The organism is Myroides sp. LoEW2-1 (assembly GCF_009767705.1).
Lineage (GTDB): Bacteria > Bacteroidota > Bacteroidia > Flavobacteriales > Flavobacteriaceae > Flavobacterium > Flavobacterium album_A.
The window spans coordinates 1-20524 of record NZ_WSPP01000248.1 but is presented as its reverse complement, the minus strand read 5'-3'; the positions used below and the strand labels follow the sequence as shown (position 1 = coordinate 20524).

Annotated in this window: 15 protein-coding genes; 14 read left to right on the top strand and 1 reads right to left on the bottom strand. The window is 36.1% G+C overall.

Annotation, left to right across the window (positions count from 1 at the left end; genetic code table 11):
* The first annotated feature begins 63 nt into the window (after window positions 1–63).
* The 9 genes from GOQ24_RS13135 to GOQ24_RS13095 all read left to right on the top strand — a co-directional run bounded on the left by GOQ24_RS13135 (window position 64) and on the right by GOQ24_RS13095 (window position 12114).
* Window positions 64–1191, top strand: coding sequence for an N-acetylmuramoyl-L-alanine amidase (locus GOQ24_RS13135; protein WP_155091670.1), 1128 nt, complete (start codon window positions 64–66; stop codon window positions 1189–1191).
* A 56-nt stretch (window positions 1192–1247) separates the two neighbouring features.
* Complete coding sequence (locus GOQ24_RS13130) at window positions 1248–2219, top strand: MlaD family protein (protein ID WP_160339903.1); 972 nt, start codon at window positions 1248–1250, stop codon at window positions 2217–2219.
* A gap of 48 nt (window positions 2220–2267) precedes the next feature.
* The gene (locus GOQ24_RS13125) at window positions 2268–3593 is read left to right on the top strand and encodes a (Fe-S)-binding protein (RefSeq protein WP_160339902.1); all 1326 of its coding nucleotides are present in this window, start codon (window positions 2268–2270) and stop codon (window positions 3591–3593) included.
* 57 nt (window positions 3594–3650) lie between these two features.
* Entirely contained in the window at window positions 3651–4442 is a 792-nt protein-coding gene (locus GOQ24_RS13120; protein WP_160339901.1) for a (Fe-S)-binding protein, read from the top strand.
* 4 nt (window positions 4443–4446) lie between these two features.
* Window positions 4447–4932, top strand: coding sequence for an ABC transporter ATPase (locus GOQ24_RS13115; protein ID WP_155091674.1), 486 nt, complete (start codon window positions 4447–4449; stop codon window positions 4930–4932).
* An 86-nt stretch (window positions 4933–5018) separates the two neighbouring features.
* Complete coding sequence (locus tag GOQ24_RS13110; protein WP_160339900.1) at window positions 5019–7898, top strand: glycoside hydrolase family 3 N-terminal domain-containing protein; 2880 nt, start codon at window positions 5019–5021, stop codon at window positions 7896–7898.
* A 314-nt stretch (window positions 7899–8212) separates the two neighbouring features.
* Window positions 8213–9349 (top strand): N-acetyl-alpha-D-glucosaminyl L-malate synthase BshA, encoded by a 1137-nt coding sequence (gene bshA / locus GOQ24_RS13105; protein ID WP_160339899.1) that lies wholly within the window; start codon window positions 8213–8215, stop codon window positions 9347–9349.
* 174 nt (window positions 9350–9523) lie between these two features.
* Window positions 9524–10282 (top strand): DUF1963 domain-containing protein, encoded by a 759-nt coding sequence (locus tag GOQ24_RS13100; protein WP_160339898.1) that lies wholly within the window; start codon window positions 9524–9526, stop codon window positions 10280–10282.
* Window positions 10283–10521: 239 nt separating this feature from the next.
* On the top strand, window positions 10522–12114 hold the full coding sequence (locus GOQ24_RS13095) for a DUF3137 domain-containing protein (protein WP_160339897.1): 1593 nt from the start codon (window positions 10522–10524) through the stop codon (window positions 12112–12114).
* Between the two features lie 231 nt (window positions 12115–12345).
* Here the strand turns inward: GOQ24_RS13095 and GOQ24_RS13090 are convergent, their stop codons facing one another.
* Window positions 12346–13086, bottom strand: coding sequence for a hypothetical protein (locus tag GOQ24_RS13090; protein ID WP_160339896.1), 741 nt, complete (start codon window positions 13084–13086; stop codon window positions 12346–12348).
* Window positions 13087–13901: 815 nt separating this feature from the next.
* Between GOQ24_RS13090 and thrA the strand changes: the two genes are divergently transcribed.
* The 5 genes from thrA (at window position 13902) to GOQ24_RS13065 (ending at window position 20258) form a co-directional block, all read left to right on the top strand.
* Window positions 13902–16349: a bifunctional aspartate kinase/homoserine dehydrogenase I gene (gene thrA, locus GOQ24_RS13085; RefSeq protein ID WP_160339895.1), complete on the top strand. Its 2448-nt coding sequence runs from the start codon at window positions 13902–13904 to the stop codon at window positions 16347–16349.
* A 1-nt stretch (window position 16350) separates the two neighbouring features.
* Window positions 16351–17274, top strand: a complete 924-nt coding sequence (locus GOQ24_RS13080; protein ID WP_160339894.1) for a homoserine kinase — start codon at window positions 16351–16353, stop codon at window positions 17272–17274.
* Window positions 17271–18560 (top strand): threonine synthase, encoded by a 1290-nt coding sequence (gene thrC, locus GOQ24_RS13075; protein ID WP_160339893.1) that lies wholly within the window; start codon window positions 17271–17273, stop codon window positions 18558–18560. Before GOQ24_RS13080 ends, thrC begins: the two co-directional genes overlap by 4 nt.
* Before the next feature lie 199 nt (window positions 18561–18759).
* Complete coding sequence (locus tag GOQ24_RS13070; RefSeq protein WP_155091683.1) at window positions 18760–19824, top strand: CNNM domain-containing protein; 1065 nt, start codon at window positions 18760–18762, stop codon at window positions 19822–19824.
* Window positions 19825–19871: 47 nt separating this feature from the next.
* The gene (locus GOQ24_RS13065; protein ID WP_160339892.1) at window positions 19872–20258 is read left to right on the top strand and encodes a (deoxy)nucleoside triphosphate pyrophosphohydrolase; all 387 of its coding nucleotides are present in this window, start codon (window positions 19872–19874) and stop codon (window positions 20256–20258) included.
* The last annotated feature ends 266 nt before the right edge of the window (window positions 20259–20524 follow it).

The following is a 20524-nucleotide window of genomic DNA, read 5'->3' as shown; positions in this document are numbered from 1 at the left end:
CATATATTTTTTCTGAAAAATGTAATTTAATTCAAATTATAAGTAATAATAAAGAACTTTTTTATGAAATACAGTCACTCAAAACTGTTTACTTTACTGACCTTGTTATTTTTATCAGTGAGCGTGTTGGCGCAAAGCAATTCGAAATTCAGAGTTGTACTTGATCCGGGTCATGGAGGAAAGGACTCAGGAACAAATCACGGTAAGAATGTGGAAAAGGATATCGTATTAGCAGTTGCCTTAGAGGTGGGGAAGATACTTAAGAAGGAAAGTGATATCGAAGTTGTATATACCCGTGATTCGGATGTATTTGTCGCTGTGAAGGAGCGTTCGGTTATGGCAAATAATTCTAATGGTAATGTATTTGTCTCTATTCACTGTAATGGTGTGAATAGCAATGCAGCTTACGGTACTGAAACCTATGTAATGGGTTTGAGTAAGAATAAGTCAAATTTGGATGTTGCCAAGACAGAGAACTCGGTAATTATGTTGGAGGATGATTATAAAACACAATATGCAGGGTTTGATCCTAAGTCGCCAGAATCTATTATTGGGTTGACATTGATACAGGAGGATTATATTCACCAGAGTATTGATTTAGCCAGTCGTGTTCAAGATAGCTTTACCAATGATTTAAAGAGAAAGAATAGAGGGGTTAAGCAAGGGCCGTTTTGGGTATTGCATGGCGCTTTTATGCCGAGTGTATTAATCGAACTTGGCTTTGTCTCTAATAAGGAAGAAGGAGCTTATTTGTCTTCTAAAAAAGGGCAGAAAGAATTAGCTGAATCTATCGCTACAGGGATTATACAGTATAAGAAAGCTTATTACTCTAATGGTGTTTCTTCGTCGGTAACCGTAAAAGAGAATCAGTCTAAAGAAGTGAAAAAGACTACACCAGCGAAAGAGAAAAAAACGGTAACTGTTACCAAAGTTTCTAAGGGAGTAGTTTTTAAAGTACAGATTGCTGCAAGTACACGTGTATTAGCTCTAAAACCACAGAATTTTAAGGGGTTAAAGAATGTGACAATGATTAAGTCAGGGAACTTAAATAAGTATTACTACTCTGAAACATCGAGTTATGACGAAGCTGAAAAGCTGTTAAAAGAAGCTAAAGATAAGGGGCATAGTAGCTCTTTTATAGTACCTTTTAAAAATGGTAAAATCATCACTCTTGAAGAAGCGCTAAAATAATATTGAACGCTTTGAAAATAAAAGTTTATTTTTGCCACTTATAAAATAAGAAAATTTTGAAAATATCTAGAGAAATTAAAACGGCTATATTAGTATTAGGTGCCATTGCTTTATTTATATGGGGATACTCTTTCTTGAAAGGAAAAAATGTATTCGATAACAGTACTAAGTATTACGTAGAATATGAGAATGTTGAAGGAATTACCACATCATCTAATGTTACCATAAACGGGTTAGTTGTAGGAAAGGTATCTAAGATTTCCATTGATCAAAACTCGGGTAAATTGGTTGTAGAACTTTTAATGACCAATCCTATTCAAATTTCTAAATCCAGCACTGCTGCTATTTATTCTCCAAGTCTTATAGGAGGAAAGGCAATTGCTATAAATCCAAAGTTTGGCGATACAGACTACGCTCAAAAGAATGACTATCTAAAAGGAGAAGTTGTACCAGAGATGACAGATAAGTTATTAGGTGAAATAGAACCTTTGAAAGCAAAAGTAGAGTTGGTCTTAGAAAATGCAAATCAAATGCTTGTTGCTGTAAACAGTATTATGGATGAGCAAATGCAAGCAAACTTAAAACAATCTGTTGTTGAATTGCAAGGTACTTTGGCTGGAGCAAACCGCATGTTAGCTACTGCTGGACCTCAGTTAGATGGTACAATGAAGAATATGAATAAGATGAGTTCTAACTTTGCAGATTTATCTACAGAGCTTAATTCTTTGGATATTCAATCTACCTTTAGTAAATTAGACAATGCAACAGGAAATATCGACAAATTGTTAGCAGACATTCAATCAGGAAAAGGTTCTGTTGGAATGTTGCTTAAAGACGAGCAATTGTACAAAAACTTAGAAGGAGCTTCGAAAGAATTGGAACAATTAATGCGCGATTTGAAAGAAAATCCTAAACGATACGTACACTTCTCTTTGTTCGGTAAGAAAGCGACACCTTATCAAGCGACTGAAGAAGTGAAAGAAAATCAAGACAATCAAACAAACGAAAGCCAAGCAAACAATAACTAAACTAAACAATTAAAAAACTAACAATTTACTGAAACAATTATTACCATTATGCAGTATTTAGGCCAAGTATTATTTTTATTATTATTGGTTGCTGGATTTGGATTCTTTATTAAAAACATAAAGAAACTAATACGCAACATTAAGTTGGGTCGAGATATAAACCGTTCAGACAATCCGAAAGAGAGATGGCGCAATATGATTCGCGTAGCCTTAGGGCAGTCCAAAATGGTGAAAAGACCAATCCCAGCTATCTTACATATTTTTGTCTACGCAGGTTTCGTTATTATTAATATCGAAATGTTAGAGATCATCGTAGATGGTTTGTTTGGAACCCATAGAGCATTCAAATTCTTAGGAGGTACATATGATGTATTGATTGGAATATTTGAAATACTTGCTTTCCTTGTTATTTTTGGGGTAGTAGTATTTTGGATTCGCAGAAATATTATCAAGTTGAAGCGTTTTAATCAACCAGAAATGGAGGGATGGGCAAAGAGAGATGCTAACAATATTATTTATATTGAAAGTGTTTTAATGTGCTTTTTCTTGATTATGAATGCGGCTGACTATTATTTGCAAACGCAAAATTACGGTCACTATGTACAGGCTGGATCATTTCCAATTTCTGGATTTATCGCTCCTTTATTTGAAGGTATGAATAACGAAACGGTTGCATTTGTAGATCGTTTTGCTTGGTGGGCACATATAATAGGAGTGATGTTCTTTATGAACTATCTATACTACTCGAAACACCTTCATATCTTCCTTGCTTTCCCTAATACGTATTTTGCCAATTTAAAACCACAAGGTGAGTTTAACAACTTAGAGTCGGTGAAAAATGAGGTGAAACTTATGATGGATCCAAACGCTGATCCTTTTGCTGCTCCTGCTGAACCACAAGGTGAACCAGAGAAATTTGGTGCACAAGATGTAATGGATTTAAACTGGGTACAGCTGTTGAATGCATATTCTTGTACGGAGTGTGGTAGATGTACTTCATCATGTCCACAAAATACGACAGGTAAAAAACTATCTCCTCGTAAAATTATGATGTCTACACGAGATCGTCTTGAAGACGTGAGTAAGATATTAGACGCTAATGGAGGTAAGTTTGTAGATGACGGAAAAACTTTATTAAACGACTATATTACTGCTGAAGAATTGTGGGCTTGTAACACGTGTAATGCATGTGTTGAGGAATGTCCGATTGATATTAGTCCGTTGTCTATCATTATGGATATGAGACGCTTTTTAGTTATGGAGCAAAGTGCTGCGCCAATTGAGTTGAACAATATGATGCAAAATATTGAAAACAATGGTGCTCCTTGGCAATATAACCAGATGGATCGCTTAAACTGGAAAGACGAAAATTAATCAACTAACAATTATAATCAGTCTATCAACTGATTGTTACAATATACAGCAAATATTATGTCACAAAATTTAGTAGTGCCTACAATGGCTGAAATGATGGCTCGTGGAGAAACTCCTGAAGTACTATTCTGGGTAGGATGTTCAGGTAGTTTTGATGATAGAGCTAAGAAGATAACAAAAGCATTTGTCAAAATATTAAATAAAGCGAATGTATCATTCGCTGTTTTGGGAACAGAAGAAGGTTGTACAGGAGATCCTGCAAAAAGAGCAGGTAATGAGTTTGCTTTTCAAATGCAAGCTATGATGAATATCCAAGTACTTGACGGATATGAAGTAAAGAAGATTGTTACTGCTTGTCCTCACTGTTTTAATACGCTTAAAAATGAATATCCTGATTTAGGAGGGAAATACGAAGTTGTTCACCATACAGAGTTTCTTAAATCATTGCTTGATGAGGGAAGATTAACTATTGAAGGTGGGCAGTTCAAAGGAAAGAGAATCACGTTTCACGATCCTTGTTATTTGGGACGTGCAAACCAAGTATACGAAGCACCACGTCAGTTAATTGAGAAGTTAGATGCAGAACTTGTAGAGATGAAGCGCTCAAGAGCTAATGGTTTTTGTTGTGGAGCAGGTGGAGCACAGCTCTTCAAAGAGCCTGAGCACGGAGACAAAGAGGTACACGTTGAACGTACAGAAGAAGCTATCGGGACTAATGCTGAAATTATCGCAGCAGGTTGTCCTTTCTGCAATACCATGTTAACTGATGGAGTGAAATTCAAAGAAAAAGAAAGCCAAGTGAAAGTATTAGACGTGGCTGAATTAATTGCGAACGCAGAAGATTTATAACATTATGTACACTCCAATAGATCAAATGCCAGATCATTCTCGAATCTGGATATATCAATCAAATCGCAAATTCTCGGATGAAGAAGTCCAAGAAATTGAAAAAACACTACAAGCTTTTGTAGAGGAATGGGTGGCTCATGCTACTCCTTTGACTGCTTCTTTTGAAGTAAAATACAATCGCTTTATTATCTTGGCTGTTGATCAAGATATGCACGCTGCTTCTGGATGCTCTATTGATGCTTCAGTGCGCGTAATTCAAGAGTTTGAAGCAAAGTATAATGTGGATTTATTAGATAAAATGAATGTTACATATAAGACAGGAGATTTTATCGCATTTAAAACATTAATTGAATTTAAACAATTAGTTAAGTCAAAAGCTGTATCTGCTAACACAATCGTTTTTAATAACTTAGTTAACGACCTTGGAGAATACAGAGAATTTTGGGAGGTTCCAGCGAGCGAAAGTTGGCACAGTCGCTTTTTTAAGTAAATAGTATTTTTTAAATTTACAAATATCAAAGAATCATCGTCAATCTTTTTGATGATGATTTTTTTTATGAGCAAATAAAACGACTAATGAAAAAATTAACACTGTTAGCACTGCTGTTCTCGACGTTAGGCTGGGGGCAGTCAAAGGATTATTCCTATCAAAAAACACAATGGGTAGATAGCGTTTACAATACTTTGAGTTTGGAAGAGCGCATTGGACAACTCTTTATGGTTGCCGCTTACTCTAATCGTAATGAATCTCATGTACAAAGTCTTGAATCACTGGTAGAGAATCAACATATTGGAGGTTTGATTTTCTTTCAAGGTGGTCCTGTAAGACAAGCCAAGATGAATAATCGTCTACAGAGTTTAAGCAAATTGCCTATGCTTGTTGGTATTGATGGGGAATGGGGATTAAGTATGCGTTTAGACTCAACTTATAAGTTTCCCTACAATATGACTTTGGGTGCTGTCCAAGATATGGATCTTATTTATAAAGTGGGCAAGGCTATGGCGATACAGGCAAAGCGCTTAGGTATGCAGTTTAATTTTGGTCCTACAGTGGACATTAATACCAATTCAAAGAATCCTATCATTGGCGTTCGCTCTTTTGGTGAAACACGAGATATCGTGACTGATCGTGCCATTGCTTTTACAGAAGGGTATCAAAGTGAGGATGTATTTGCTACAGCTAAGCATTTTCCAGGACATGGTGATACTTCTGTGGATTCACACCACAAGCTTCCTGTCGTTAACTTTGATAAAAACCGCTTACACAAAGTTGAACTTTATCCTTATCGCAAACTGATAGAACACAACCTTAGCAGTGTGATGGTTGCTCATTTGAATCTTCCCGCTTTAGAACCTGACGACAATATTCCAAGTTCTCTGTCTTATAATGTGGTAACTAAGTTGTTAAGAGAGGAAATGGGTTTTGAAGGGTTAATCTTTACAGACGCTTTAAATATGAAGGCAGCGTCGAACTATGCAAAGCCAGGAGAAGTTGATTTAGCCGCTTTCAAAGCAGGTAATGATTTGTTGCTTTTCTCAGAGAATGTTCCTGTTGCACTTGATTTAATCAAACAAGCTTATGAAAAAGGGGAGATCACTGAGGAGCGTTTGGCTTATTCTGTAAAGAAAGTATTGAGTTATAAGTTTAAATCACATCAAACTTCTTATACTCCTATTGAATTGGATAATTTAGTAGAGGATCTAAATGCAAGTCAGTACGACGATTTAAATTACGAGTTGTATAACGAGGCAATGACGGTTATCAAAAATGATCATCGTTTACTCCCATTAAGAGAATTAGAAAAACAAAAGATTGCTTACCTTAAAATTGGAGATGACAAGGGGAGTGATTTTCTTGATTACTTAAATAAATTTGCGGAAGTCAAAGAAATTACCAAAGAAAATTTACATGACCTCAGTTTTTATACTACTGTAATTATCGGTTATCACAAGGTAGATAATCCTTGGAGAAACCACGATTTTTCTGCAGAAGAAAAGCAGTTAATTCAAACTGTTGCTTCTAAGAAAAAGACGGTATTGGTTTCTTTTGCTAAGGCGTATGCCCTTAGTGGAATTACAAATACGGAGAATATCAATAGTATCGTTGTAGGGTATCAAAATAACATATTTGCAAATAGGGCAGCAGCAGAAGTAATCTTTGGCTCTATTGGAGCAAAAGGAGAGCTTCCAGTAACGATTAGTTCAAAATATGAAGTAGGTACAGGAATAAAAACAAAAGCGCTTAAACGCCTTGGTTTTTCAACTCCTGCTAATCAAGGAATGGATGCCACTACATTGGCTAAAATAGACAGTATTGCTAATTATGCTATAGATAAAGAATTGACACCAGGACTTCAAGTGGTGGTGACAAGACATGGAAATGTGGTTTATCAAAAGTCTTTTGGCCACCATACTTATCAAAAAGACATTGCTGTTAAGGACACTGATTTGTACGACTTGGCATCTCTGACTAAGATATTGGGTTCTTTGCCTGTACTTATTAAAATGTATGATGATGGGAAATTGCACATGGACTCAAAGTTAGGTGATTTAGTTCCTGCTTTTAAGGGGACAGATAAGGCTAATATAACCTTTAGAGCTCTGATGACTCATCAGTCTGGCCTTCCAGCGTGGATTCCCTTCTACAAAAGTACATTAGATGAAAATGGCAAACCTGATTTGACTATTTACAACTACTTTGTAACGGCGGGATTCCCTGTGCAAGTCTCAGAAAATTTATTTATTAGAAAGAATTACGATGCTGAGATTTTAAGACAAATTGCCGAGTCTAAGTTAAGTCCTAAAGCCAATTATAAATACAGTGATTTAGGCTTTATTGCTTTAAAAAGTTTTATTGAGCGCAAATATGAGGAACCTTTGGACCAGGTTGTAACTTCTGAGTTCTATGCCAAGATGGGAGCCAATAGATTAACTTACCTTCCTCTGAGAAGATTTGATTTAAGTGAAATACCACCAACCGAAGAAGATAGTTATTATCGCTATACAACAGTACAAGGTTATGTACATGACATGGGAGCTGCGATGCAAGGAGGAGTAGCTGGGCATGCTGGATTGTTTGGTACAGCATTGGATGTAGCTAAGATGATGCAAATGTATTTGAACCAAGGAGAGTATGGAGCAGAGCGTTTTTTCTCAGAAGAGACTTTTCACGAGTTTAATGATTGTGTATATTGTTCAAAGGGAAATCGCAGAGGAATTGGTTTTGACAAGCCCCAAGAAGCAGGTAAACCTGGACCTACATGTGGCTGTGTGTCTATGACGAGTTTTGGCCATACTGGATTTACTGGTACGATGACTTGGGCTGATCCAGAAAAAGACCTGGTTTACGTTTTCTTGTCTAATAGAACTTATCCAGATAGCAATGTCAACAAGCTGTCTAAAGAGAACATCAGGGAGAAAATACAAGAGATAATCTATCAATCTATTGTTGAATAGTTTGTATGAATTGAAATATCAAATGAAATAATCTGCAAAGAGGCTAAAAGTGACTGCTTTTAGCATCTTTCTATTTGGTTTAGTATTTAACTTAAAGACAATAAGGTAAGCTTATATGGGGTAAGATGTCTTTTTCTGATTTTGACCAGGTTTGTTTATGTTAAATTAAGCCCTTCATGTATGGTATTTTGAATTGCCTAAATCACTGTTTGACTGTTAAAAAAGGTATACACGTAAAAAGTAGAAAGTTAAAACGAACGAACTTTTAAATATTAGAATTATCTTTAAGGATTCAAAATAAGTACAAACACAATATGAAAATAGCCATCGTATGCTATCCAACCTTTGGAGGAAGTGGTGTTGTAGCCACAGAATTAGGGTTGGAACTAGCAAAGAGAAACCACGAAGTGCATTTTATCACTTATAGTCAACCTGTTAGATTGGCACTTTTAAACCCCAATATATTTTACCACGAAGTAAACGTTCCAGAATATCCTTTGTTTCACTATCAGCCTTATGAATTAGCTTTATCGAGCAAATTAGTCGATATGGTTAAGTTGTTTAAAATTGATGTGTTACATGTGCATTATGCTATTCCTCACGCTTATGCGGGATATATGGCTAAGCAAATGCTAAAGGAGCAGGGAATAGACCTGCCAATGATTACTACATTGCATGGAACTGATATTACCCTGGTAGGAAATCACCCTAATTACAAAACGGCTGTTAGTTTCAGTATCAATAGTTCAGACTACGTTACTTCCGTTTCCGAATCGCTTAAACAATCTACGCGTTGTTTGTTTGAAACAGAAAAAGAAATACACGTTATTCCAAACTTTATCGAAGTTAAGGAGTTTGACTGCGATGATACACCGTGCAAGCGAAGCGCTATGGCTGATAAAAATGAGGTTATCATTACACATATCAGCAACTTTAGAAAGGTAAAACGCATAGAAGATGTAGTTTCTACCTTCTATGGTATTCAAAAGCAAATGCCTGCCAAATTGATGCTTGTTGGAGATGGTCCTGAAAAGGAACGCGCAGAGCGCCAGGCACTTGAATTGGGTATTTATGACAAGATTATTTTCTTTGGAAATAGCAATGAAATTGAGCACATCTTATCTTACTCAGATTTGTTTCTATTGCCTTCGGAAACAGAGAGCTTTGGTTTAGCCGCCTTAGAGGCCATGGCTATGGGAGTACCTGTTATTTCAAGTAATACCGGTGGTTTACCAGAAGTCAACGAGCATGGCGTTTCAGGTTATTTAAGTAATGTTGGTGATGTTGAAGACATGGTAGCTAATGCCCTTAAAATACTTAAAGACCAAGATACTTTATGTCAGTTTAAAGAGAATGCGCGTAATGTTGCCAAGAAATTCAGCATTGACAAGGTATTGCCACTGTATGAAGATATTTATACCGCTGCTCTTCATAAGTCGAGAAAAGGTTAACTTATACCTGGACGCAAGTCTTTTTACATGGGATTAAACTTATTTGTAAATGATATAGTATGGGATTAGGAAACTAATCCCATTTTTTATTGTTAAAATGTCTCCAAGAAGTTTGGCTGATATTATTAACTTTGGTAAGAATACTAAACCGTATAGTATAAAAAACACATCACTATGAAAACTGTAGAAGAATTACAAAGGTATATTCAAAAACCCATTACAAAATTTATCACTGGTGGCTTTAGACCAGAGAATACGATAGAAGAATCGTGGTTGGGAAAAGTTACTGTTTTTGGATCGGAGCAAGGAATTCCTTTAGACACAGTTGGTAAACCCATGATGGCTTTAGCTCAGTTTTATTTACCAGCTTTGCCGTATGTTCCAGAAGCAGTGAGATCTACAAAGGTTTTGACCGTCTTTGTATCCATGAATACCTTGGAACCTTTGGAGCCTATGGGTCAGAATTGGCTAATTCGCGAATATGAAGATTTGAGTATGACCGAAATTAAAACTTTGACAAATGAACAATCTTATATCAAACCTTTCCCTTTAAAAGCTGTGTTTGAAGACAACGACTGTGCATTATGGGATGGAGGAGGTCTTACATTTGAGCAAGAAGCTCAGGTGTTAGAATTGGAACGAGAAGGTATTATTAATAGTTATTACGATATATCGAATCATCATTATCAGACTAAGTTTGGCGGTTATCCTTCTTATTGTCAACCCGGAATAGGTATAGGAGGAGAGTATGAATATTTTTTTGATGATCAGTGTGAGGATATTCATACACAAGGCTTTGGAGAAGGTTATGAATTTGTTTTTCAGATTTCTTCTGATGAGAAAGCTAATTTTAATGTAGTAGATGGCGGTAGTTTAATGTTTGCTAAAAATAAGGAAACAGGGGATTGGACTATGTATTACGATTTTTATTAGTCTTAATTTAATGAGAGATTAGATTTAACTGTACATGCACTTGCTACAAAGAGTTGATTTCATAGAGAAGCAGCTCTTTTTTTTAATTGAAAGTATACGAGTTAGTATAAGGTTTCTTGTTGGGTTGTTGTATGTGAGTATTTTATTTATTGTATATTTTATTTAAGATTACTTAGGTTATTGTATTAAATTTATAGTTGTTTTTCAATAGGGTTAAGTAAAGACTAAAATAGAAGATAATGAATATTGAGCAAGTTAAACATTTTTTTGTAAGTGAAGCAAGACGCGAAAAACGCATTGTTCTTCGAAATACAATTATAATTGGAAGTATCATATGTATAGGAATTGCAATTTTGTTATTCTTTACCCGTGATTTTATAGTCGATTATTTTGTTAGTTCAGCAGTAAAGAAAGGGGATAAAGAGGGAATAGAACGCTATATACCATGGATTGTCATTGTGTCTTTACTAGTTGTTGTTTACTTTAGTGTTAGGGCATCTTTAAGGAGAGAACATACTGTTGACAAGGTTTTTAAACTATTGGAAAAAGGGGATAAAGCTGTTGTATTAAGTGAAGAAAGAAAAAGTCTGACCAATCTGTTTTTATTTGTTGTAACACTTAAGTTTGATCCTATTATCTATCTCAGTTTAGAACTAAATGGAGGAGTATATACATTGCCTATTCAAATAAATGTGATTACTGATGTCAAGCGTTTTTTTGAATTTGGTCAACAGGAGGACTATGACAAACTGATGGATACAATGTATGGTGATCCTTCGGATACTCAAGCAGCAGCAGAGCAAATGAACGAGGAGTTTACAAGCGATGTAGTGTTAAAGCCAATTACTGAGTTTAGAGCTTATTTTTCTCAAAATTTTGGTTTGGAAATCAAGGCGATGGAACAGCAACGAAAGGCCAGTAAACGCAAGATTTTATTGGTTTTAGGTGTACTGATTGTTTCAGCATTGGCTTATTTTGCTGTGTATCAATTGGCAGACCGCAGTTTTAAGGATACCTATAATACGGTGTTTATCTTTGGAGTATTACTTATTTTAATTGTAGTCATTCGCTTTTTGTTTGCGAAAAAGAAGACAGGACAAAATACCACTGCAAAAGCGACTCCCCCTTTAGATTATACGGCTTTCAAAGAGATAATGCTAACTCGATTAGCACACTATATTCATCCAAGTTATACTTATTTTGAAAAGGGATATATTGGTTTGCCAGAAGTATTACATGCTGGTATATTTCAACCCAAATCGTACAGCATTCACGGTGGAGATCAATTTGTTGGTCATTACAACGGGGTACCTTTTCAGTCCTGCGTCTTATCGCTAAGTTATCGTCCTACGTTGTCAAGAAGCAAGGTTCCTGAGGAAGAAGTATTTCAAGGAACATTCTTCGTAGCGAAGTTTCCCAAGAAGTTTAGTGCTAATATGTTGATTGTTCCCAACAAGAGTATCTTGAATCGCTTTGTAGAAAATTGTATTGGCAACTATCTCAATACTGCTGGAGAAGTTGTCATCTTGAAAGATGCTGAGTTTCAAAAGGCCTTTACAGTATATTGTGACGATCAGCTTGTTGCGCGTAGTATATTAACGCCTTCTTTCATGCAAAAATTAAGACAATTAAATCTTCACAATAAGGGAAGTTTGTATTGCAGTATCAATGGCAATAATATTGCGATTGCAGCCAATATTGGCAATAAGTATAAATCTACAGCCGATTTAGTAGGCGATATTTTTAATACAACACAATTAGATCAAAACTTCTTAGATGAGATTTACGAAGACTTAACTAAGCATTTAAGTGTGATAGATACTCTGAAATAAGGTGATTAAGTACGGGTGTTTACACCGTTTCATTTTAGCAGTAAATGAAGTGATTTTTTAGTTTATTGGCTTGAGTATTTCAGATAAATCACTTTCAATACTGATTTTGTTATTGTCGTTTAGCAAATTTAGTGGCAGTGGCTACTCTATTTGTTTAGCCTATAAAATAGAAAGAGCTCTTTTCTGATTTGCAAAGAGCTCTTTTGCATATTTTAATATTAGGTTATCGTTTTACTTCGCGTAGATAATCATGCTTGGATTAAAAGCTTTCGTATTGTATAAGGATGTTCGATGCAAGGTGTTATTAATTGGATAAAAGAATTGTATATCTGCGACCATTACTTCAAATTTTTCTTGCTCCACCATAGAAGGATAAGTCCAAGTTGTTTCTTGCACAATGGGTTGTTCTCTATTGAACTCAATAGATACTTGTCTTATTTCATCAGCGTCTTTTGTCAGTCGATCACCAGCTTGTATAGCTATAACATAAAGGCGTATCAATGCTTGTGTACATCCTTTTGGAAAGACAACCTGTTCTTTGGGAACAAAGGCCGGAATATATGCTGTGAGTCTGTTTTCGGTAGTAGTTACTGAAATTGGATTCAAAAAGGTGTCTTTGAACAGGGTGTTGTTGTTAAATTCAAATCCACTTAAATCGCCAAAGTTGACATTGTGCAATGTTCTTTGCTCTAATGGCTTAGTTGTATCCTTGTGTACAATGCGAATTAGTTGTCCCAATAAACGAGAATGCATATAACTATCATGCAGATTGTTTAAATGTGATTCAATATGACAACGAATATAGCGTATAGCACTTGATAGTTTTCGCAGTACTGGGGCATTTTTATTCTTTGTCTTGTCTTGTTTAGACCGATCCGGTTTGGTCTGAAAGATGAGTTGACCTCTAAATTCTCGGTAGTATCCTGGACCTACCAAGCCTTTTAATTGATTTTTTGCGGTTAGAATAGCCATTGTTAATAGTTTTAAATGATTGGTTTTGATTAGTTTATATCAATAATTGTGCCCATGTGATCGAATGATGCTCCTATTTTGTTGGTATAGTGGTCGCATGTTTTTTAGCTGTAATTATGGGACCACTATGCGATCACTATGGCATCACTATGCGACCACTCCGAATATTGTCTGTCTTGTCTCGTCCTAATATAGCTGTACAGTTATTGTTTATAATCCTGCTTTTGTGTGTATATTTTTACATAGACAATTCTGGTAAGTATTTGTCAACTCATAATTAATGACGTTTTACAGTTATGCTTAGTAATTTGGTTATTGTTTTAGTTCTGGTTTGACTATTAGAAATAGCATCTGTATTGGTCTTTTTGCTTTATACGAGGTCCTCATTACGCACTTTTAATAGGAGGTATTAAGTGTAATAGAGCTGCTTTTTAGCTGTTTAAACTGATTGTTGACGTTAAAAATACACTTATTTTAAACTTTTTTTTGTTGTAGTTAAACGTAGACTGTATCGCTGTTGAACATCGTTTTTTCCTCTCTATTCAAACGTTGAAAATTGAAATAAAGTAAAAAAAGACTTGTGTTTATTAATTTTTTGTTAATTTTGAAATAACTATGAGAGACAATAATAGAACATATAATTTCTTTTCAACCACCACATCTTCCTGTGGTACGGGTTCTATTATGACTACGTCCTCCACCTATAGTACCACCACCCTTTAATAGGGAAATTCACTTTTTACATTTTTAGTGTAAACTGTTTGCTTATCCTCTGAGATAAGTAAATCGTCGTATTGTTAATCAATTTTTTTATTATGAAAATATTAAAGTTCGGTGGCACATCTGTAGCCAATGCCGAGAACATTAAACGTTGTATAGCCATCGTTGAAGGCAAAAACGACTCAACTATTGTTGTTGTATCAGCATTAGCAGGGATGACGGATTTACTACAAACTACTGCAGTTTTAGCATCCCATAAAGATTCATCCTATATGCAAAATTACAAAACAATAGAAGATAGGCATTTGGATGCGGTTCGAGCTTTAATACCTGTTTCTAATCAAGCAAGTGTGTTGAGCAATGTAATTCGCCAATTAAATGAGCTTGAGACACTACTGCAAGGGTGTTTTTACTTAGGTGAATTATCAAGTAAAACAAAAGATGTAATTTTCTCTTTTGGAGAGCGATTGTCGTCGTTTATTGTTTCTGAAGCCTTCAAGGCAAGGGGAAAAAACTGTGTGCGAATAGATAGTGGTAACCTAATTAAAACAAACAATCGATATGGTAGGGCAGTTGTTGACTTTGAAATGAGTGATCGATTAATACAAGATTACTTTCGAGAGAATCAATTCGATATCTACGTCATGCCTGGTTTTGTTGCTGAATCCAAAGACAAGCAAATAACAACACTTGGACGCGGTGGGTCTGATTATACAGCTGCAATTGTTGCTGCCGCACTTCACTTGTCTGAATTAGAGATTTGGACAGATGTCAGTGGTATTTATACTGCAAATCCCAAAGTCGTAAAACAAGCGCGAGTGATTGAGCAAATTAGCTTTCAAGAGGCAATGGAGCTTTCGCATTTTGGTGCAAAAGTCTTGTATCCTTCTGCTATAGAACCGATTCTACCTAAGAAGATCGACTTGTATATCAAGAATACATTCGAACCTGAGTCGGCTGGTAGCCGTGTAACTCATTGTAGCTTAGATGATGATCGAATTGTCAGGGGAATTAGCAATGTAGACAATATTGCATTAATGACTTTGGAAGGCCCTGGTATGGTCGGTGTAGCTGGGATATCTAAGCGGTTGTTTGAAGTATTGGCAAAACAAGATATCAATGTAGTGTTCATTACACAAGCTTCATCCGAACATTCAATCTGTTTTGCTGTGACAAGTATGGATGCCATGCGTGCAGAGCAAGTGATCAATGAAGAATTTGAATTCGAAATTTCCTATGGCAAGGTGAGAGCGGTTTCTGTGGAATTGGGAATGTCTATTGTCGCAATAGTTGGAAATAACATTAAGAGTCATCAGGGGGTAAGCGGTAAGATGTTTAGTGCGCTCGGTAGAAATAATATCAATATCTGCGCAATTGCCCAGGGTGCTTCTGAGCGAAATATATCTGCTGTAATTTTGGAAAAAGATGCCAAGAAGGCATTGAATGTCTTGCACGAAGCTTTTTTTGAAGAAGTAGTTGTACAGGTGAATCTCTTTGTGATGGGCGTTGGAAATGTAGGTGGTAAGTTCATCGAACAAGTACAACGACAAAAATTGTATTTAAGAGAGCATTTGAAGATTAATTTGCGCCTTATTGCTGTGGCAAACTCAACGAAAATGATGGTGAATCCCGAGGGGCTTAGCGATATTGAAGTGAGCGAGTTAAAGGCCAAAGGTCAAGTGATGCAAGAAGGAGATTTTCTGAGAAAGATAACTGAATTGAATCTGCGAAATAGTGTATTGGTTGACAACACAGCTAATGAAACTGTAGCGATGAGTTATCACGCATACTTGCGAAATAGCATTGGTATTGTAACGTGTAATAAAGTTGCTTGTTCATCGAGTATGGAATACTACAAGTCACTGAAGTTATTGTCTAAAAAGTACAGCGCTTCGTTTTTGTATGAAACTAATGTTGGAGCAGGCTTGCCAATTATCGATACGATAAAGAACTTGGTAGCCTCAGGAGATCGAATTTTGGAAATTCAAGCAGTGTTGAGTGGAAGTTTGAATTTCATATTCAATGCCTATGACGCAGGTATACCTTTTGTCGAAGTAGTGAAGAAAGCCAAAGAGCTCGGATATACAGAACCCAATCCCTATATTGATTTAAGTGGTGTAGATGTCAAGCGAAAGCTATTGATCTTACTTAGAGAAAGTGGTTATTTCTTTGAAGATGTAGATATTGATGTCCAGTCATTTTTGCCTCATGGTGGTGCTGCAATAAGTGAAGAAGGGGAGCTTTATACTGCATTAGAATCAAAGGAGGACCATTTTTCTCAGTTGTTAAAAGCAGCCAATGACAAGGGAGCTAAATTACGTGTAGTTGCGAGTTTTAAAGGAGGTAAGGCCGAAGTTGGACTTAGAGAAATAGATCAGCTTCATCCATTCTATCACTTGGAAGGAAAAGACAATATAGTTTTGTTTTATACCGATCGCTATAAAGAACAACCTTTATTAATCAAAGGAGCAGGAGCAGGAGCAGAAGTAACCGCTTCGGGGATCTTTGCCGATGTAATACGAATTGCAAATAAATTGAATTAAAATGAAAGAAATAAAAATATATAGCCCAGCTACGATAGCCAATGTATCATGTGGTTTTGATGTTTTGGGAGTTTGCTTAGACAATGTGGGAGATGAAATGATATTTCGTCAAAGTGAGCAAAAGGGACTTAGAATTGTTGAGATTACTGGAGCAGATTTACCATTAGAAATTGAGCAAAACGTAGCAGGTGTTGCTGGAAAAGCGCTTATGGAACAGCTCAATCCAAACTTTGGAATCGAGATGATTATTCACAAAAAGATAAAGGCAGGAAGTGGAATAGGAAGTAGTGCAGCCAGTGCCGCTGGCGCAGTTTATGGTATCAATGCTTTATGTGGCTATCCCTTGACAAATAAAGAATTAATCTACTATGCAATGCAGGGTGAAGCTCTTGTAAGTGGAGCACCTCATGCAGACAATGTCGCTCCAGCACTACTTGGAGGTTTTGCTTTTATACGAAGTTATGCTCCCTTAGATATAATCTCAATACCAGCTCCTAAGGAGTTATACGCAACGGTTATTCATCCTCAGATTGAATTAAAGACTATAGATTCTCGTTCGGTGTTAAAGCAAACAGTAGGGTTAAAGCAAGCAATCACGCAATGTGGGAATTTAGGAGGGCTAATCAGTGCCTTGTATACGGAGGATTATGATTTGCTTGGTCGCTGTTTGCATGATGAATTTGTAGAGCCTAAACGTTCATTGTTAATTCCCAATTTTGCGGCATTAAAGCAAGTAGCAGTAAAATGCGGAGCTTTAGGTGGAGGAATTTCAGGAGCAGGCCCTTCGGTCTTTGTATTGAGTAGAGGTAAGCAAATTGCAGATTGTGTTGCAAATGAAATGAGAAATATAGTCAAAGAGGCCGACTATCAATGTGATATTCACGTTTCACCAATTAATCCTAAAGGTATAAAAGAGTTGATATGAAATACTACAGTTTAAATAATAGAGATATTGTTGTTTCATTTAAAGAAGCTGCATTACAAGGTTTAGCACCTGATAAGGGATTATACTTCCCTACGGAGATTCCCCAGTTGCCTAAAGCATTTTTTGAGAACATAGGTTCGTTGAGCAAACAGGAGATAGGTTATCAGGTAATTAAACCCTTTGTAGGAAATGAGATTAACCAAGCAGACTTACGCCAAATTGTCAAGGAGACATTAGACTTTGATTTTCCATTAGTGCAAATAGAAAAGAATAAATACGCCTTAGAATTGTTTCATGGACCAACTTTAGCTTTTAAAGATGTTGGTGCGAGATTTATGGCTCGTTGTTTCCAAAAGTTGGCAAGAGACAATGCTAAGAAGGTAACTGTCTTAGTTGCTACCTCAGGTGATACTGGTGGTGCTGTAGCTCACGGGTTTTACGGGGTAGAAGGTGTGGAGGTTGTTATCTTGTACCCCAAGGGAAAAGTAAGTAGTATCCAAGAGAAGCAGTTAACTACTTTAGGTAAGAATATCAAGGCTATCGAAGTAAATGGCAGTTTTGACGATTGTCAGGCAATGGTGAAACGCGCTTTCTTAGATGATGATTTAAAGGGAGCACACTTAACTTCGGCTAATTCTATTAACGTTGCTCGTTGGTTGCCGCAGATGTTTTATTACTTTTTGATGTATAGGGAATTAGGAAAGATTGACAAGCCCCTGGTAGTTTCGGTTCCAAGTGGAAACTTTGGCAATATATGCGCCGGTATGTTGGCGAGAGCGTTAGGACTTCCCATAGCACATTTTATAGCTGCTACCAATGCCAATGACACAGTTGTTCGATATATGGATACAGCCCTTTATCAGCCAACAACTACTAAAGTAACGCTGAGTAATGCAATGGATGTAAGTGACCCCAGTAATTTTGTGCGAATCTTAGCCTTGTTTGGCAACGAGAATAAAGCATTGCACGCAATTTTAGATGCGTATAGTTTTACTGATCAACAGACTTTACAAGCCATAAAGGACATTTATTATGCGAAAGACTACCTTGTAGATCCACATGGTGCAGTTGGTTATTTAGGCTTGAAGCAGTATGAAGAAAAGAAAACTGAATTTATTGGTGTCTTCTTAGAAACAGCTCATCCGGTCAAGTTTCCAGAGTGTATAGAACAGTTACTAAACATAGATATTGAGATTCCAAAGAGGTTACAAGAAATTCAAAAAGGAGTTAAAAAAGCTATTGAAATATCTGATTATAAAGAGTTGAAAAGGTTTTTATTAGATTGATGACTTAATATTAGTTAGTAGATAAGTTAGAGGTGTTAGCAATATAGCTACTTTGTTTTATCTAAAGTGATTTTGTATTTTTAAGATCACTTTAGATAATTATATGACGTTTTAGGAGTTAAATTTGTTGCTTGAGTAATAAAAAACGCTTAAATAATTATATTTAGTTTTATTCTTGTATAAAATTTAAATATCAATAATGACATTATTATTAGTCTATTTAGGATTAGCACTATCTATTTCATTTATCTGTTCTATAGCAGAAGCTGTGCTTTTATCCCTACCAGTTTCATTTTTAAAATCTAAACACCAAAACGGTGACAGTAGAGCAGGAAAAATGCTGGCATTAAAAGAGGATATTGATAAGCCTTTGTCTGCTATCTTATCTCTGAATACAGTTGCCCATACAGTTGGTGCTGCTGGAGTAGGAGCGCAGGCATCTATTGTGTTTGGAGATGCTTATTTTGGCGTGGTTTCAGCTGTATTGACTTTACTTATTTTGGTTTTAACTGAGATTATACCGAAAACCATTGGGGCTAATTATGCAAAGAAGCTCTATGGAATTATAGCAACGACTATCTCGGCTATGGTGGTTTTGTGTTATCCTTTAGTGATATTGTCATCCGTTGTAACGAGAAGCTTGAGTAAGAACAAGGAGGAATCAACAACTTCTCGAGAGGAAATTTCTATGCTTGCCTCGATAGGAGAACAAGAGGGAATCTTGAAGGGCAAGGAGAGTAAGATTATTCAGAATATTATTAAACTTGATACTGTCCAGGTCTCCGATATTATTACGCCTCGAATAGTGATGGTATCTGCAAATGAACAGATGAGTTTGAGGGAGTTTTTGAAAGAAAAAGAGTTTTTGTATTTCTCTCGTATTCCAATTTATCAAGGGCATAAGGATAATGTAACCGGTTATATCTTACGCGAACAAGTATTTGAATATTTAGCGGAAGATAAGTTTGACCTTAAGCTTAAAGATTTGAAGCGGGAACTAATTCACTTTTCTGAGAAAATGAGTGTGATTTCAGTATGGGGTAAGTTTATTGAAAAAAGAGAACATATTGGAATTGCGTTGAACGAGTATGGAGAAGTAGAAGGTTTAGTTACTTTAGAGGATATAATTGAAACTTTGTTGGGGTTTGAGATTGTAGATGAGAAAGATAAAATTGTCGATTTAAGACAGTACGCTTATGACCGCTGGCAAAGTAAAAAGAAGAAATACGAGTATTTGGATTCACAAGATGAAAACAACGCTTAGTATCTCTCAAACTATTTGTACTTTTAGAGGTATAAATTAAAAAGTAAATGTTGAAAGTCTGCTGTGCTATTATTGAATACAATAGCAAGGTATTAGTTGCTCAAAGACCTTCAGGAAAACTGGTTCCACTAAAATGGGAGTTTCCTGGAGGGAAGGTAGAGCCAGGGGAGAGCACCATAGCGTGTATCGTAAGAGAAATAAAAGAGGAGTTACAAATGGATGTAGAGGTAGTAAAAGAACTTACCCCCATTATTCATCATTATGAAGACTTCTCATTAGAGCTCATCCCTTTTGTTTGCCGTGTTTCCAGTGAACATTACCATGCGTATGAGCACAGTAAAGTAGAATGGGCAACAGTAGAACAATTGCCTTTTTATGATTGGGCTGAGGCAGATATCCCAATAATGAAAGAGTATATATTGCAAAAGCTATAAAAGCCGACCTATTTAGGTCGGCTTTTTTTATTAGTAGTATAGCTTGTAAATGGAATTTTTAAAAATAAAAATTGGGTGAAGTATAGGTTTTTTTGAGGGAATAAGTTTTTACTCAAAAAACGCTATGCTCCACCCTTTATTTCTTCTTTGGTACTCTGTTGTATTGTATGCACCCGAGCAAGTACATCTAGTGAGATCTAATTATTCTTCTACATTATCCAGGATAAGTTTCTTGTAATTATGAGGATATAAGTCAGCGATATTCT